The organism is Streptomyces sp. NPDC044033, assembly GCF_056434425.1.
The window spans coordinates 206,651-221,504 of the sequence record NZ_JBWKFF010000011.1; the positions used below are offsets into that span (position 1 = coordinate 206,651).

Annotated in this window: 12 protein-coding genes, 3 pseudogenes and 1 riboswitch; of the genes and pseudogenes, 3 read left to right on the forward strand and 12 right to left on the reverse strand. The window is 71.9% G+C overall.

The window, feature by feature from the left end:
* Positions 1–9 precede the first annotated feature (9 nt).
* From ribD to AC07AB_RS21060, 3 genes are all read right to left on the reverse strand, one after another.
* Entirely contained in the window at positions 10–1,143 is a 1,134-nt protein-coding gene (gene ribD / locus AC07AB_RS21050; RefSeq protein WP_478569236.1) for a bifunctional diaminohydroxyphosphoribosylaminopyrimidine deaminase/5-amino-6-(5-phosphoribosylamino)uracil reductase RibD, read from the reverse strand.
* A gap of 186 nt (positions 1,144–1,329) precedes the next feature.
* Positions 1,330–1,460, reverse strand: a riboswitch (FMN riboswitch).
* Positions 1,461–1,531: 71 nt separating this feature from the next.
* Positions 1,532–3,043, reverse strand: coding sequence for a UDP-N-acetylmuramoyl-L-alanyl-D-glutamate--2,6-diaminopimelate ligase (locus tag AC07AB_RS21055; protein ID WP_478569072.1), 1,512 nt, complete (start codon positions 3,041–3,043; stop codon positions 1,532–1,534).
* A gap of 367 nt (positions 3,044–3,410) precedes the next feature.
* Positions 3,411–4,604, reverse strand: coding sequence for an ROK family transcriptional regulator (locus AC07AB_RS21060; protein ID WP_478569075.1), 1,194 nt, complete (start codon positions 4,602–4,604; stop codon positions 3,411–3,413).
* 117 nt (positions 4,605–4,721) lie between these two features.
* Here AC07AB_RS21060 and AC07AB_RS21065 point away from each other — a divergent pair, with 117 nt between their 5' ends.
* Positions 4,722–5,915, forward strand: a complete 1,194-nt coding sequence (locus tag AC07AB_RS21065) for an MFS transporter (protein WP_478569078.1) — start codon at positions 4,722–4,724, stop codon at positions 5,913–5,915.
* A gap of 178 nt (positions 5,916–6,093) precedes the next feature.
* Here AC07AB_RS21065 and AC07AB_RS21070 read toward each other — a convergent pair whose 3' ends face one another.
* Together AC07AB_RS21070 and AC07AB_RS21075 are read right to left on the reverse strand one after the other, a co-directional pair.
* Positions 6,094–6,390 carry a hypothetical protein gene (locus tag AC07AB_RS21070; RefSeq protein WP_478569081.1) on the reverse strand — a complete coding sequence of 99 codons (297 nt, stop codon included), beginning with the start codon at positions 6,388–6,390 and terminating at the stop codon, positions 6,094–6,096.
* 166 nt (positions 6,391–6,556) lie between these two features.
* Positions 6,557–7,990, reverse strand: coding sequence for a uracil-xanthine permease family protein (locus AC07AB_RS21075; RefSeq protein ID WP_478569084.1), 1,434 nt, complete (start codon positions 7,988–7,990; stop codon positions 6,557–6,559).
* 741 nt (positions 7,991–8,731) lie between these two features.
* Here AC07AB_RS21075 and AC07AB_RS21080 point away from each other — a divergent pair.
* Positions 8,732–9,424: a DUF5995 family protein gene (locus tag AC07AB_RS21080; RefSeq protein ID WP_478569087.1), complete on the forward strand. Its 693-nt coding sequence runs from the start codon at positions 8,732–8,734 to the stop codon at positions 9,422–9,424.
* A 142-nt stretch (positions 9,425–9,566) separates the two neighbouring features.
* On the opposite strand, the pseudogene AC07AB_RS21085 reads toward AC07AB_RS21080, so the two are convergent.
* The 7 genes and pseudogenes from AC07AB_RS21085 to AC07AB_RS21115 all read right to left on the reverse strand — a co-directional run.
* A pseudogene (locus AC07AB_RS21085) lies at positions 9,567–9,740 on the reverse strand (IS5/IS1182 family transposase); the annotation flags it as partial.
* A 61-nt stretch (positions 9,741–9,801) separates the two neighbouring features.
* Positions 9,802–10,827 carry a terpene synthase family protein gene (locus tag AC07AB_RS21090; RefSeq protein ID WP_478569090.1) on the reverse strand — a complete coding sequence of 342 codons (1,026 nt, stop codon included), beginning with the start codon at positions 10,825–10,827 and terminating at the stop codon, positions 9,802–9,804.
* Positions 10,828–11,006: 179 nt separating this feature from the next.
* A complete protein-coding gene (locus AC07AB_RS21095; protein WP_478569093.1) occupies positions 11,007–12,437 on the reverse strand; it encodes a cytochrome P450 in 1,431 nt (476 codons plus the stop codon).
* A gap of 189 nt (positions 12,438–12,626) precedes the next feature.
* Positions 12,627–13,265 carry an aminotransferase class V-fold PLP-dependent enzyme gene (locus tag AC07AB_RS21100; protein WP_478569096.1) on the reverse strand — a complete coding sequence of 213 codons (639 nt, stop codon included), beginning with the start codon at positions 13,263–13,265 and terminating at the stop codon, positions 12,627–12,629.
* A gap of 401 nt (positions 13,266–13,666) precedes the next feature.
* Positions 13,667–13,825 (reverse strand): annotated as a pseudogene (locus AC07AB_RS21105) (IS5/IS1182 family transposase); the annotation flags it as partial.
* A gap of 116 nt (positions 13,826–13,941) precedes the next feature.
* Positions 13,942–14,367, reverse strand: a complete 426-nt coding sequence (locus tag AC07AB_RS21110) for a TetR family transcriptional regulator C-terminal domain-containing protein (RefSeq protein WP_478569099.1) — start codon at positions 14,365–14,367, stop codon at positions 13,942–13,944.
* A 70-nt stretch (positions 14,368–14,437) separates the two neighbouring features.
* A pseudogene (locus AC07AB_RS21115) lies at positions 14,438–14,536 on the reverse strand (TetR/AcrR family transcriptional regulator); the annotation flags it as partial.
* A gap of 15 nt (positions 14,537–14,551) precedes the next feature.
* Between AC07AB_RS21115 and AC07AB_RS21120 the strand changes: the two are divergent.
* On the forward strand, positions 14,552–14,824 hold the full coding sequence (locus AC07AB_RS21120) for an SDR family oxidoreductase (protein ID WP_478569238.1): 273 nt from the start codon (positions 14,552–14,554) through the stop codon (positions 14,822–14,824).
* The last annotated feature ends 30 nt before the right edge of the window (positions 14,825–14,854 follow it).

The window sequence follows — 14,854 nt, forward strand, 5'->3', positions numbered from 1 at the left end:
GTGACTCTCCTAGCGGGCGGAGTACGGGACGGTGGCGGGGCCGGTGGCGGCGGGGCCCGGGCCGGGTTCGGCGGCGTGCCGGACGCGGGGGACGGCGGTGACGCGCAGGTCGGGGCCGAGGCGGCTGACCTCGCTCACATCGAGGCGCAACGCCTGCGACATCGTGCCGATTCCGGCGTCCGTCAGCACGGCGGGCCCGGCGCCGAGCAGCGCGGGGGCGAGATAGCCGACGACCTTGTCGACGGCGTGGGCGGCGAGGAAGGCGCCGGCGAGGGTGGCGCCCCCCTCCAGCAGGACGGAGCGCACGCCGCGGCCGTACACCTCGGTGAGCAGGGCGTGGATGTCCAGGCCGCGGCCGCCGGCGGCGCGCGGCAGGCGGACGATGGGGGCGAGCCCGTCGAGGTGCGCGGCGTCGGCGTCCTCGGCGACGGCGATGAGGGTGGGCGCGGTGCCGTCCAGGACGCGGGCGCCGGGCCGCACGGCGGTGGCGGCGGTGTCCACGACGACCCGCAGCGGCTGGCTGACCTCGGTGGCCGGCATGCGCGCCGTGAGCTGCGGGTCGTCCGTACGGGCCGTGCCGGACCCGACGATCACGGCGTCGGCCTCGGCGCGCAGCCGGTGCACGTCGGCGCGGGCCTCGGGCGAGGTGATCCAGCGGCTGGTGCCGTCGGCGGCGGCGGTGCGGCCGTCCAGGGTGGCCGCGTACTTCCACAGCACGAAGGGGCGGTGGCGCAGGACCGAGGTCAGCCATGCCTCGTTGCCGGCCGCGGCCTCGTCGGCGAGCAGGCCACCCTCGACGTCGACCCCCGCGTCCGCGAGGGTGCGGGCGCCGCCGGTCGCTGCGGGGGTGGGGTCGGCGACGGCGTAGACGACACGGGCGATCCCGGCGTCGAGGAGGGCCTGGGCGCAGGGGCCGGTGCGGCCGGTGTGGTTGCAGGGTTCGAGGGTGACGACGGCGGTACCGCCGCGGGCCCGCTCCCCCGCCGTGCGCAGTGCGACGACCTCGGCGTGCGGGCCGCCCGCGTGTGCGTGCCAGCCCTCTCCCGCGCTGCGGCCCCGGTCGTCGAGGACGACACAGCCGACGACGGGATTGGGGCTGGTGGCGCCGAGGGCGCGAGCGGCGAGCGCGATGGCGCGGCGCATGGCGTCGCGCTCCCCGAGGGGCGCTGCGGCTGAGGTGGCCACCGGGTCCTCCTGCCTTATAAGGCACGGACTCCGGGGCTGTCGGAACGACAAAAACGGGAACGACGCAACGGCGATGCCTGCGCCGGGATACAGGCCGCCCAGGGGAGGACGAGCCGTCGGCGACGGCATACCGAAACGAGCCCGCCGCGCACTGCCTCCCATCCGGACTTTAACCGTCGGTCCAGGAGTTTCACCTGGTCAACCGGCCGCTGGAAGCGGCCGGGTCGCGGACTGTAACCGCCGGTTCGGACTTTCACCGACCCCGGAGTGCGCTTGCGTATATCAGTACGCAGCCAGTCTGCCACGTCTGATCGCCGGGCATGCGGGCGAGCCGTTGTGCACTGGGTCACACGTCGCAGGACGGGTCGCCGGCTCCCGGGGACTGAGGGGGCTCGGCGAGCTCGCGGACGACGTCCATGTCCTTGAAGGGGATCAGTTCCGCGCCGACGCTCTGGTACGGCTCGCTGCCCTTTCCCGCGACGAGGACGATGTCGCCGGGCTGGGCCATGGCCAGCGCGAAGCGGATCGCCCGGCGGCGGTCGGCGAATCGCTCGAAGGGGGTGCCGGTCGCCGTGACGCCGGTCTCTATGTGGTCGAGGATCGCCTCCGGGTCCTCGGTGCGCGGGTTGTCCGAGGTGAGGACGCACAGATCGGAGAGGTTCCCGGCGATCGTGCCCATGGCGGCGCGCTTGGTGGTGTCGCGGTCGCCGCCGCAGCCGAAGACGGTCAGGATGCGGGCGGCCGCGAAGCCCCGGAGCGTCGTGAGGACCTTCTCCAGCGAGTCCGGGGAGTGCGCGTAGTCCACGATCACCGAGGTGCCGTCCCGGGTGTCGTACCGCTCGAACCGGCCCGGTATGGGCGGTAGCCGGTCGAGCGTGCCGACCAGCGCTTCGAGGTCGTGGCCCAGCTGATGGCAGGCGGCGATGGCGGCCAGGGCGTTGGAGACCGAGAAGCGGCCGGGGAAGGGGATGGCGGCCGGGTGCTTCTGGCCGTCGTGGTGGAGGGTGAAGCGGCTGCCGGAGGCGCCCACGGAGAGGTCACTCGCCCGGTAGTCGGCCTCGGTGTCGATGCCGTAGGTGACCGACGCGTCGGGCATCAGCGCCCGGATCTCGGCGCCGACCGGGTCGTCGGCGTTGATGACCGCGCGCCGGCAGAGCCCCTGGAAGAGCCGGAGCTTGGCCCGCTTGTACCGGTCCATGGTGCCGTGGTCGTCGAGGTGGTCCTGGGTGAGGTTGGTGAACACCCCGACATCGATGAACGTACGGTCCACCCGGTGGGTCAGCAGGGCCATCGAGGTGGCCTCCAGCACCACGCTGGACGCCCCGCGATCACGCATGCGGCCGAGCAGGTACTGGAGTTCCGGGGATTCCGGCGTGGTCAGGACCGACCTCGGCATGGGGATCGGCTCGCCGCCGACCCGGCTGCCCGACGTGCCGATGACGCCCACCCGCGCGCCCTCGGCGAGCTGGAGGATCGCTTCGACCATGTACGAGACCGAGGTCTTGCCGTTGGTTCCGGTGATCGCCACCAGGTCCATCCGCCGGCCGGGTTCGCCGTGGTAGCGGGAGGCGACGACGGGGGCCGCGACGCGGGCGTCCGGCACCCGCACCACGCATACGCCGTCCGTCGCGCCCGGGAGCACGAGGGCCTCGCCGTCGGTCAGCACGGCCACCGCGCCGCCCGCCAGGGCCCGGCCGACGGCCTCGGGCCCGCCCTCCGCGTGGCCGCGGACCGCGATGTAGAGCGAGCCGGGCGCCGAGCGGTCCGCGTCGAAGGTGATGCCGCCGGTGATCGCGGTGTTCGGGTCGCCTTGGAGGACCTGGTGTTCGTGCCCGTCCAGCAGTTCGCTCAACTTCACAACTGTCCCCATTCGAAGTGCGATTGCGGCGCGCCGAGCGCGGCTCGGCCGGCGGGCGTGCGGCGTTCCGGCATCGCGGTGGTGAGCCTTGGGAAGGTGAGCGGACCCCACGGGGCGGGGAGATCTGCGGATGAGCCCGGAGCCGGGACGGCAAAGGACCGCTACCTGCGACGGCGCGAAGCACTCCGGTGAGCGTCCGGCTCGGCATCGGAGCCGAGCCCGCCAGGGGCCGGAGGAAGAGCGGCATTCGTGTCCGCAGGCCGTCGGGCACGGCAAGGACCGACCCGACGCCATCTGAGCATACATCGGGTCATCGGTTCACTACGCCCCGCGTCTCGCACTGCCGGAACCGGGGCCGGAACCGGGGTCAACGGTCCGGCGAGAACAGCTCGTTGTGGGCGGCGTCCAGCGCGGTCAGGACGGCGCCGCGCAGCACGGCCGAGCCGCCCACGGCCGTGGCCCGCACCTCGGTGCGCAGCGGGGACATCCGGGCGAGGCGCCGCTCGACGCGGCCGGCGAGGTCGGCGCCGCCCGCCCGGCCGGTCTCGCCGCCGAGGACGACGCAGCCCGGGTCCAGTACGGCGCACAGGGCGGCGACGCCGAGGACGACGCGGTCCGCCAGCGCGTCGAGGAAGCCGCCGCCCGGCTCCCCCGCCCCGGCCCCGGCCCGTACGGCGGCTTCCGCCGCGGCGGTGGTGTCACCGGCGGCCACGGGGACGCCGTGCTCTCGGGCGAGGGCGCATACGGCGGCGCTGCCCGCGAGGGAGTGGAAGCCGCCGTCGCAGGCGGTGGCCGACGGCAGGGCCGAGGTGCCGGGGACCGGCAGAAAGCCGATCTCGCCGGTGCCGCCGGACGCGCCGCGGTGGAGTCTGCCGCCCAGGACGACAGCCGCGCCGGTGCCGAGTCCGAGCCAGAGCAGCACGAAGGTGTCGCGGTCGCGGACCGCGCCAAGGCGCTGTTCGGCGACGGCGGCGAGGTTGACCTCGTTCTCCAGCAGGACGGGGACGGCCAGCCGGTCGTGCAGGGCGGCGGACAGCTGACCGTGCCAGCGCGGCAGGCCGCCGGTGGGCGAGAGCGTCCCGGTTGCCGGGTCGATCAGGCCCGGGGCGCCGACCCCGATGCTGTGCAGACGGGTGGCGCCGGCCTCTTCGGCGGTACGGGCCACCAGCTCGACGGCGCTCCGCAGGACGCCCGCGGAGGGCGGGCCCGTATCCGCGTCCGGGTCGACGGGCAGCGACGCCTCGGCGAGCGGACGGCCGAGCAGGTCGACGACGCGGACGGTGACGCTGTGGGTGCGGACGTCGACGGCGGCCAGTTGCGCGCGGTCGGCGACGAGTCCGTACAGCCGGGCGTTGGGGCCGCGGCGCTCGGCGCCCGCCTCGCCGACGACCGCGATCAGGCCCGCTTCGCGGAGCCGTTCGACGAGGTCGGCGATGGTGGGCCGGGCGAGCCCGGTGCGGGCCCTGAGCTGGCCGGCGGTCAAGGGGCCTTCGTCGCGGAGGAGTTCGAGTGCGATGCGGTCGTTGATGGCGCGGGCCGTGCTCGGGGTCGCGGTGCGCATGCCGGGCTCCTCGCGGACGCTATTTAACAGGCAGGGTTCCTGATAGTTTATCGCCTCAGCTGGACAGGGCAGGGCGGAAGGAGGGCGGAGCGGGCCCTTCGGGGAGGATGCGGAGGCATGGCCAAGGGCACGGATCCGCGACTGCGCAGGGCGCGCGTCGCCATCTCGGTGGTCTTCGCCGTACACGGCGCGGTCACCGGCAACTTCGCCACCCGAGTCCCCTGGATCCAGGAGCACTTGGGGATCGGCTCGGGCCTGCTCGGGCTGGCGCTCGCCTTCCCCGCGATCGGCGCGTCGTGCGCGATGCCGCTCGCGGGCCGGATAAGCCACCGCTTCGGCTCCCGGGCCGCGCTGCGCGGGCTGCTCGGCCTGTGGTGCGCCGCGCTCGCGCTGCCCGCGGCGGCCCCGGGCCTGGTCGGGCTGTGCGCGGTCCTGTTCGTCTACGGCGCCACGGCCGGTGCGGCGGATGTCGCCATGAACGCGCTGGGCGTGGAGACCGAGGAGCGGCTCGGCCGCTCGATCATGTCCGGGCTGCACGGCATGTGGAGCGCGGGCGCGCTCCTCGGCTCGGCGGCGGGCACGCTCGCCGCGCGGGCCGACGTGGACGCCCGGCTGCATCTGGGCATCGCGGCGGGGGTCCTCGTCGTGCTCGGCGCGCTCGCCTGCCGGTGGGTCCTCGATCTGCGTCGCACGGCCGAGGAGCATCCGCCGCCGCGGTTCGCGCTGCCGCCGCGCTCCGCGCTGATCATCGGCGCCGTCGGGTTCTGCGCGGTCTTCGCGGAGGGCGCGAGCCTGGACTGGTCGGCGGTCTATCTGCGGGAGGTGATGGACTCCGACGCGGGCCTCGCCGCCGCCTGCACCACGGCGTTCTCCTGCACGATGGCCGCGTCCCGGTTCGCGGGCGACGCGGTGGTGCGCCGCTTCGGGCCCGTACGGACCGTACGGGCGAGCGGGGTGCTGGCGACGGCGGGCGGCCTGCTGGTGGTCCTCGCCGACGGCCCGGCGCCCGCCATCGCCGGGTTCGGGCTGATCGGGCTCGGCATCGCGGTCGTCGTGCCGCTGGCCTTCGCGGCCGCCGCGCGGAGCGGTCCGGCGCCCAGCCAGGCCATCGCGGGCGTCGCGACGATCACCTACACCTCGGGGCTCGTCGCCCCGGCGGCCATCGGCCAGATCGCCAACGCGACGTCGCTCACGGTCTCCTTCGGCCTGGTCACGGTGCTCGCGTTCGGGCTGGTCGCGGGGGCGGGCGTGCTGCGCGGCGCGGGCCGAGACGCGGCCGGCGCGCCGTCCACGGCCGTCGAGCACCACTGACCCGGAGGCCCGCCGGGACGTACGGGCAGCGGGCCGGGGCGCAGGGGAATCGGGCGGTACGAGAGCCTGGCGGCGGTACGGGCCCCGGACCGGACACGCGCCGTGGGCCGTACCCCGCTCCCCTTGACGGAGTGCGCGGTACGGCCCACGGTCTTGCCGGACGGTCAGCCGCCAGGCGTCAGAAACCCCAGCCCTGGTGGTGGTTGTGGTGGTTGTGGTGGTAACCGTCGCGGTGGTCGTCACAGCCCCAGCGGTTGCTGTGACCCCAGCGGCCGCTGTGGCCCCACAGGGCGTTGTCCCAGCCGTTGTTCCAGCTGTTGCCCCAGCCGCGGGCAGGCAGGTCGTGGTAGCTGCCGTAGGAACGGCAGTCGTCGTGGCGCCAGCCGTCGTGGGCCTGGGCCACGCCGGACATGGGGACTACGACAGCGCCGGCCAGAATCGTGACGGCCGCGGCGCGACCGATGAACTTCAGCATCTTGCGTCTCCTGTTGCGCAGGAAGAATGTGACACCGAACGCTTACCGTGCCGCGCCGCCGGACGGTTCCCGGCTCGGCGTCAGTACATTCGATGGGGTGCCGAATTGAGCCGGTTGCAGCAGCTCGACAGGGCGCGGCGGCCGCGCTCCGGCACAGTGCGAGAGCTCAGCCGCCGGCCTCGTGGGAGAGGGCCGTCCGCTCGTCGCCGTCCGCTCGGTTCCCTCCGTCGGCCACGTGGTCGTACTCGGTGGTCCCGCCGTCCAGCAGGGAAGGCTGCCGGCGGCCGGCGGCCCGGGAGAGCCAGCGCAGCGCGTGGTATCCGGTGAGGACGATCAAGGTGCCCAGCGCGATGCCGCTCAGCTCGAAGTTGTCGGTGAACTTCAGGCTGACGCCGCCGATGCCGATGATGATTCCGGCCGCCGCCGGCACGAGGTTGAGCGGCTGGGAGAAGTCCACCTTGTTCCGTACCCAGATCTGCGCGCCGAGCAGGCCGATCATGCCGTACAGGATCACGGTGATGCCGCCGAGCACGCCGCCGGGGATCGCCGCGACGACCGCGCCGAACTTGGGGCACAGGCCGAAGAGGAGGGCGAAGCAGGCGGCGGCGGAGTAGGCGGCGGTCGAGTAGACGCGGGTGGCCGCCATGACGCCGATGTTCTCCGCGTACGTGGTGGTGGCCGGGCCGCCCACCGCGGTGGAGAGCATGGTCGCCGTGCCGTCCGCGATGATGGCCGTTCCCATCTTGTCGTCCAGGGCGTCGCCGGTCATCTCGCCGACGGCCTTGACGTGCCCGGCGTTCTCCGCGATCAGCGCCACCAGCACGGGCAGCGCGACCAGGATCGCCGACCACTGGAAGTTGGGGGCGTGGAAGGTGGGGACGCCGATCCAGTCGGCCTTGGCGACGCCGGAGAAGTCGATGCGCCAGTGGTCGACGAGCTTGCCGGAGCCGTCCGCCGAGTGGATCCGCCCCAGCACGACGTCGAGGAGCCAAGAGAGCACGTACCCGAAGACCAGGCCGAGGAAGATCGCGATACGGCCCCAGAAGCCGCGGAGCACGACCAGGGCGAGTCCGGTGAAGAGCATGGTGGCGAGGGCGGTCCACTGGTCCTGGGGCCAGTACGTGCTCGCGACGACGGGGGCCAGGCCGAATCCGATCAGCATCACCACGGCGCCGGTCACCGCCGGCGGCAGCACGGCGTGGATGACCCGCGCCCCCAGGAAGTGCACGGCGATGCCGCACCCGGCCAGGCAGGCGCCGACCACGAGCATGGCGCCCGTCAGGGTGCCCGCGTCCCCGCCCTGGCCCGCGATGACCGCGGACACGCCGACGAACGAGAGCGAAGACCCCAGGTAGCTGGGGATGCGCCCGCGGGTCATCACGAGGAACAGCACCGTCGCCACGCCGGAGGCCATCAGCGCCAGTCCGGGGTCCAGCCCCATGAGCACCGGGGCGACGAAACACGCGCCGATCATCGACACCACGTGCTGGGCCCCGAGCCCGGCCGTCCTGCCCCACGTCAGCCGCTCGCCTGGTTTGACCACCTCGTCCGGCCCCAGGTGTTTGCCGTCGCCGTGCAGCTTCCACCCGAAGCCCGCCATGATCACGCTCCACATCTGTGCCGCCCTGCACGCCACAGAGCCGAAGTGATTAATAGCTGATCACCCTGGTGGGGACAAACCGAACCGGAAGGGGTATTCGAGTGGATTCGCTCAGTGACGAAATCGCCGGCACGGCCGGTCTCCCGCTGGAGCCGCCCCCTGCCCGGCGGGCGAGACCGCAAACCACCTGGAGGAGAGGCGCCCGTACCCGACGGCGAGGCCGGAGACCGCTCGGAGGAGAGGAGCCCGTGCCCGACGGCGAGGCCGGAGACCGCTCGGAGGAGACGAGCCCGTGCCCGACGGCGAGGCCGGGGATCATCCGGAGTGGTCGCGTCCGTGCCCCGCGCACGCGATGTGCCCGCTCTCTGCTCGCGCGCACCCTGTTGCTCGCGTCACACGCGGTCGACGCTGTGTCATACCCCTTCGGCGCAGACGCACCTGAAGGGGGCGGCCCCCGCCCGGAGCGCATCCGCGCGGGCGGCCGGTGGGGCCGCGTGCGGCCGGCATGGGCACGCGGCCGGTACGGGCCCGGTGGGCGGCCGGGTCCGTACCGGCGCTTCCGTCGGCCTCCCCGCCGGAGGCGCCGCCGCAACCGCCCCGGCCACCGCTGACACCGGGGGCAGCGGTGGCCGTCCGGGCCGGACGGGGCCGGGCGCGCCGCCGGGCCGCGGGGTTCATCCGTTCCGGTCATCCACCGCCCGGCGCCCTCCGCGCCCGGTACGGGGGTGCCACGCTGAGCGCATGACGACGACGCAGTCGCAGTGGGCCCTGACCGATGTCGACGGCGTGCTGGCGCGCATGCGGGCGCTGGACGCCGCACTGCCGCCGGGCGACGGCGTGGCCGTCTTCAACCGGGTGTACCTGTCGGTCACCGCGGAGATCGCCCGGCGGATCACGGACGGGCACTTCCGGGACCGGACCTCGGCCGCGGAGCTGGACGCCCGGTTCGCCGGGCGGTATCTGGCGGCGGTGGACGCGGCCCTGGCCGGGCGGCGGGCCCCCGCCTGCTGGCGGCCGCTGTTCCAGCTGCGCCGCCACCCGGCCGTACGGCCTCTCCAGTTCGCGCTGGCCGGTATCAACGCGCATATCGGGCACGACCTGGCGCTCGCGCTCGTCGACACCTGCCGGGCCCGGCACGTCGAGCCGGCCGCGCTGGAGGGCGACTTCGACCGGGTCGGCGATCTGCTCGTCGGGATGGAGGAGACGATCCGCGAGGAGCTGATGCCCGGCCCCGATCTGCTGGACGTGGCCGATCCGCTGACGCATCTGGTGGGGTCGTGGAGCTTGCAGGCGGCGCGGGAGGGGGCGTGGTCGGCCTTCCGCGCGCTGTGGGCGGTACGCGCGCTCGGCGATGTCGCCGAGGAGCTGGCGGAGCGGATCGACGCGAGCGTGGGTCTGGTCGGCCGCTGTCTGCTGACGCCGCTGAGCCGCTGAACCGCTGTAGGGCGGGCCGCCGCCGCGTCCCCTGAACACGGCAGCGGCCCACGTCTTGGAGGAGCGGGTCCGGCCGTCAGCTTTTTCCTTAATATCTCTCGTTACGTTCGGTGATGTTCGTGGGGCGTTTGACGTTCCATCCTCAGTCTGAGATGGCCAGATGGAGGGTGAGGGCAGCCTGGACGAGGTTCGTGATTCGACTCGTCGAGCAGCGGAACTTGCGCAGTAGCCTCCCGGACTTGAGGGTGCCGATGGCCTGTTCGACCAGTTCCCGCACTTTTGTAGGGGATCGACTGACGACCTGCCGACCGGCGGAAGGCCCTCGCCTCCTACAAGAAAGGCCGGTGGTCCCGTGAATAAGGCTCCAGGGGTCCGGCTCAGCCGAGCAAATCCTCATGCGCCCATGCCACGGTGTTCGGCCTCCGAACCAGGGCCTGGGTGTACCGGGCGCTGGTGCGATGCCATGGTTCCAGCCCGGCCACCCACATTTCCAGAGCGTCCGCGTAATGCAGGCTGCGATCGGACTCGGCCGACGTCAGCCCGAGACAGGTGCAGATGCTCGGTAATTCGTCGCGCAGCGCGAGGAAGCGACTGACCCGTGCGCGAATCATGTCCAGAGCCTGCTGGGTGGCTTCCCCAAGAGTGAGCTTCCCCTCCTGGCGCAAGACGAGGACAAGGTTGTCGTCCTGCCCGCGAACGATTTCCTTCTCCGCGGAGAAGACGTCGTTGATGAAGCTGCCCAGGTCCTCGACGATGTGCCGCATCAGCACCAACTGCGGGGAGCAATAGACCAGGGCCGGGGGCTCAAGGGATGCGGCGGGCTCCAGAATGTCCAGGAACGGCCCCATGAATCCGCTTCCGCGGCGCGTGGCCAGGAAGACATCACGAGCAGCAGGTCCTCGGCGCTGCTGCCGGTTGAGTGTCTCGTGCGCTACGGAAATCAAGCTCATTTCCCAGTTCTGGGCTGCACGCCGCCACCAGGAGTCTGACGCGCAAGCGCGGGAATCGCGCAGGACTTCGGCGAAAGCGCGGTGCAAGGGCCTGTTCGTGCGCGGCACCGCCTCGCCGCCGACGCGCACGATCTCCAGAAAGGGAGTGATGGCATCGACGCATGCGCCGACAGAGGTGGACTCGTCGATCTGATCGTCCAGGAAGATCGTGACGGCCGTCATCCTGCCGACCAGATCCATTCCGGGGCCGGAGCGGGCATGCGGGTAGCAGTTGCCGACGAGCCCGGCGGTGTCCCACATGCAGAACCACGCGAAAGCCTCGTCCGAACCGGTGAGTTCCCGTTCCCGAACCCATCCTTGTACCCGTCGGCCGCTGGCTTCTGTTTCTGCGGCCTGCTGAGGACGGAAGCGAAATGCTCCGAGGTCGATTGGATCCCGATAGTGCATCAGCATCACCCGATACGCGTTTCTGAGCCGACTCTGACATTTCAGGGTCTCCGTACCGGCCCGATGCGCCCTCTGCCCGATGCGCCCGGTGGAGGGAGAGAGACGTACCGGTGCGGCGGGTATGCCGCACATTCACGGCGGTGGGCCGGTGCGGGATTGGACTTCGGTTCTGTGGGATGTGGCAGTCACCGTTGCCTTGGGTCGGGACGCAGCGGGTCCTGGGTGGGGTCGGGGCTGGTGCTGGGGTTGGTCGAGTCTGTCGCCGCGTTCCGCCTGGTCAGCCGCAGTGAGAGCCGGCGGGGGCGGTGGAAGGCTGCCAGCGGGTAGGGGCGGATATCCGCGCCGGGGACGGGGCTGACGCCCCAGCGGCCGACGATGGTGGTGAGGGCGAGAACGGACTCCGTCACGCCGTAGGCGTCACCGATGCATTTGCGGGCACCGGCGCCGAAGCCGACGTACGCGCCGCGAGGCAGCTTGGCGGCGCGGTCGGGGGACCAGCGGTCGGGGTCGAAGGCATCGGGCCGGGGGTACAGCGCCGCGTTGCGGTGAATGGGGACGGCGGAGACGACGACGGTGGTGCCTGCGGGCAGGCGCATTCCGGCGAGGTCGGTGTCGAGGGTCGTGCCGCGGGTGAACATCCAGGCGGGCGGGTGCAGTCGTACGGTCTCCTGGATGATGCGATTGGCGTATTCCAGGTGAGGCAGATCGTCCCAGCGTGCGGCACGGCCGCCGAGGACGGTATCCGTCTCGGCCAGCAGGGCCTTCTGCTGCTCGGGGTGGTCCGCCAGCAGTTGCAGTGCCCAGGTGAGGGTGGCGGCGACGGTTTCGGTACCGCCCGCGAGGAAGTTGACGACCTGGTCCCGTACCTCGGCGTCGGTCATGGCCCGGGCTTCATCATCGCGGGCGGCGAGGATGACGGCGAGGAGGTCTGCGGGGTCGTCCGGTGCGTCGGTGTCACTGCGGTATCCGGCGACGATGCGCTCCACCGTGCCCCGCAACCGGGCTACGGCCTGCCTGTGGCGGATGTTGCCAGGCAAGGGGAGACGGATGAGGGACGGCGGCATGAACATCTGGCGGAAGGTTCCGCTGAAGGCCGCCTCGAAGGAGTGCCGTACCTCATCGGCCAGGGCAGCCGCCGCGGGTTGCGCGAAGAGGGTGCGGGTCACGGTACGCAGGGCCATGCGGTAGAGGGTGGGGTAGACGTCAATGACCTGGTCCTGGCCCCATGTACGGGTGAGGTCGGCGATCTGTTCCTCCATCACCTGGGCGTACTTGTGCAACTGGGTCCCTTGGAAGGCGTGTTGCATCAGCCGCCGCTGGCGCCGGTGGTCCTCGTACGGGCAGCTGGCCAGCCCGTTGCCTGCCATGGCGCGGACGCGCTCGTAGAAGGGCCCTCCTTTGTCGTAGACGCGGTCGTTGAGGAGAACGTCTCGCAGTAGCCGGGGGTGGCAGGGGACGTACGCGCGGGTGCTGCCGAGGCGTATCTCGACCAGGTCGCCCTGCCGGGGCAGCGCGGCGAGGAAGGCGAAGGGATCGCGGAGCAGTGGTCCCAGGTGGCCGACGAGGGGCAGGGCACCAGGGGCACGGGCGACGGTGTACGCGGCGGTCTGGGGCATGGTCCTCACCTGGGTGTGAGTGCTCCGAGAGGGAGCGGAGGGAGTGATGTGTCCAGCAGTAGTTCTGTGGCCGTTGTGCACTCCAGTTGGGTGGCGCTGGGAAGGGCCGGGACCCGTTCTCGGCTGTAGGACTCGAAGTCCTCTCCCCCGAGGCCCGGCTCCGGGCATTCCACGCGGGCCTGGGGTTTGTCAGGGCACGGGGCCACGGAAAGCGATCGTCGGGACGGCCGGAGCCCTCGCTCGCGCTCCGTCTCGAAGCTGCCGGCACCGGCACTGGGGCTGCCGTGGCCGGTGCGGTGAGGCTCTGAGCGTGTGTCGCATCCGGGTCATGTGGTTCTTGAGACGATCTGTCGTCGGTGAGGGTGCCGGTGGTAGCGGCGCCGACGCCGCCGGTGGGGGTGTTGCCCTTGGCTCGTCCCACCAGGCAGTGGCGGGCGGCGAGTTCGGGTCGCTCAGGCGGAACAGGAATGTCCCAGCGGAGGCGGTGACGGTCCGTCGGGGATGCGCCCGCCGAACCTCGCGAGCCGGTAGGGCCGGGCATCGCGCCTCGCGGGCGAGTTCGTGGTAGCTGCGGTGGACGTTGGCGTTATGCAGACCGTAGGAGTCCGCCTCCGCGTCCAGCACCGACTGGGGCTTCTGCGAGGCGGCGGCGCTGTCCAGATACACCAGCGGCCGGCCGCCGTTGACGGTCCGCCGCAGGATGGGGAAGTCCGCGCGGACCCGCCGCGCGTCGAAGGTGCCGTTCGCCGCGTCCGCCACGGGCGCGTTGAACGCCGCGTGGGCGGCACAGGTGCACGAACAGCCGGAGGCTGAGGAGACGTCGGTCATCTGGCACTCCGAGGAGGCAGGGAAGGCACAGGGCCGTGGTCTCCATCAGGCAACCGGCTCGGCACACAGCACAAGGCACATCGCGGACCAGTGCGTGAACGCTTTGAACGCACCGGCCCCCACCAGGTGTGCCGCACTGTCCCCCACTGGCCGTGAGCGTTCCGGCGCGTCCGGAAAGTGGGGAGATAAGAGATATTTCTTCGAGTGGCGGTGCCGTCGCGTCCACTGTGGTCCCGGTGCGGGCGGAGCGGAGTACGTATTAATGGTGTAGGGACGTTCCCTTCAGGTTCAGTACGCCGCTTCGGCCCGTGAGCAACTTCTTTTTGACATCGCCGAGTTGGTGGCGTCCGGCGACTGTGGGCCCGATGCGGACGGCGGGGGTCCTGTTCACTCGGACTATCGGCCAACGTGATGTGCTCACGCACGTACCCGAGCGCCACCATCGCGCGTTGAGGCGGGCGTAGCCTGCGGCGTCGGCCCCCTCACTGGTGACGATGGGCACGGTGGCCCAGCTCCACAAGCGCATGTGACCCGTCGAGTGCGGCAGGACAGGTGATCAACGAGGCACCTGGGCTGGCTGATTGGTTGGGACGTCAGACGTCTGCGCCAACAACCCGGGGCATCGTCTGTCACACACCCTCGACCCTCCCCCGATCGGCGGCCAGACCGGAGAAGTTCAGTGAGCGGGGCGGGGCAGGACAGCGAGGGCCGTCCAGGCTATATCGGTCAGCGTCTCCTCGCTCGCTCCGGCCTTGCCCAGCGCTTCGATGCCGCGCAGCACGGCGAGCATCAGCGCCGCCAGCTTTCTCGGATCCTCATCCGCGGCGATATCGCCATTGCGCTGACAGGCCGCGATGTCGCCCTCCAGCAGCGCTTGCAGTGCCTCGATGGTCGCGCGCGCCCGCTCGGCCACCGTCTTGTCGTGTTCGGCCAGCTCGGCGGCGCCCTTGGCCAACAGGCATCCGCGGTGGGCGGTGTCCGCGGCGGTCGCCGCCGCCACCGCGTACACGTGGGCGGACAGTCGCGCGTAGGCGTCCGCGTCGTCGCCGCGCAACTGCCGTCTCACAGCGTCGACGACGGAGCCGCAGTAATCGTCGAACACACGGTGGAACAGTTCCCTTTCCGCCGAACGCGCCGTACAGGCTGCCTTTGCCGAGCCTCGTCGCCTCGGCGATGTCTTCCATTCGCGTGGCGGCGTACCCACCCGACCAGAACCGCTCCCGGGCAGTGTCCAGTACCTGCTGCTCGTCGAACTTCCTAGGTCGCGCCATGGGGTCAACCTAGCCATTTACGGCGCATCGAAGGCGGCGGTGCGCAGCTGGGCGCTCAGCGCGCAGGAACGGAAGTTCCGGGTGAACGTGCTGAGCCCCGGCCCGACCGAGACCCCGGGCCTGATCGGCGCCGCGGGCCCGGACCACCAGCTCGCCTCGGAGGTGCCGCTCGGCAGGATCGGCCGCCCGGATGAGATCGCCGCCGTGGCGACGTTCCTGGCCTCGGACGCTTCCAGCTTCGTCAACGGCGTCGACTGGTTCGTCGACGGAGGCCAGGCGCAGGTCTGACCGCGCCGCTCAACCAGCGTGAGAGCGCAC

What these genes read in the sequence shown, in the direction of transcription:
- AC07AB_RS21075 (WP_478569084.1), bottom strand. Translation starts at nt 7,990, where the DNA reads ATGGCGGGCTTCGGGTGGAAGCTGCACGGCGACGGCAAACACCTGGGG.
- AC07AB_RS21065 (WP_478569078.1), top strand. Translation starts at nt 4,722, where the DNA reads ATGGCCAAGGGCACGGATCCGCGACTGCGCAGGGCGCGCGTCGCCATC.
- AC07AB_RS21080 (WP_478569087.1), top strand. Translation starts at nt 8,732, where the DNA reads ATGACGACGACGCAGTCGCAGTGGGCCCTGACCGATGTCGACGGCGTG.
- AC07AB_RS21095 (WP_478569093.1), bottom strand. Translation starts at nt 12,437, where the DNA reads ATGCCCCAGACCGCCGCGTACACCGTCGCCCGTGCCCCTGGTGCCCTG.
- AC07AB_RS21060 (WP_478569075.1), bottom strand. Translation starts at nt 4,604, where the DNA reads ATGCGCACCGCGACCCCGAGCACGGCCCGCGCCATCAACGACCGCATC.
- ribD (WP_478569236.1), bottom strand. Translation starts at nt 1,143, where the DNA reads ATGCGCCGCGCCATCGCGCTCGCCGCTCGCGCCCTCGGCGCCACCAGC.
- AC07AB_RS21090 (WP_478569090.1), bottom strand. Translation starts at nt 10,827, where the DNA reads ATGCTGATGCACTATCGGGATCCAATCGACCTCGGAGCATTTCGCTTC.
- AC07AB_RS21070 (WP_478569081.1), bottom strand. Translation starts at nt 6,390, where the DNA reads ATGCTGAAGTTCATCGGTCGCGCCGCGGCCGTCACGATTCTGGCCGGC.
- AC07AB_RS21100 (WP_478569096.1), bottom strand. Translation starts at nt 13,265, where the DNA reads ATGACCGACGTCTCCTCAGCCTCCGGCTGTTCGTGCACCTGTGCCGCC.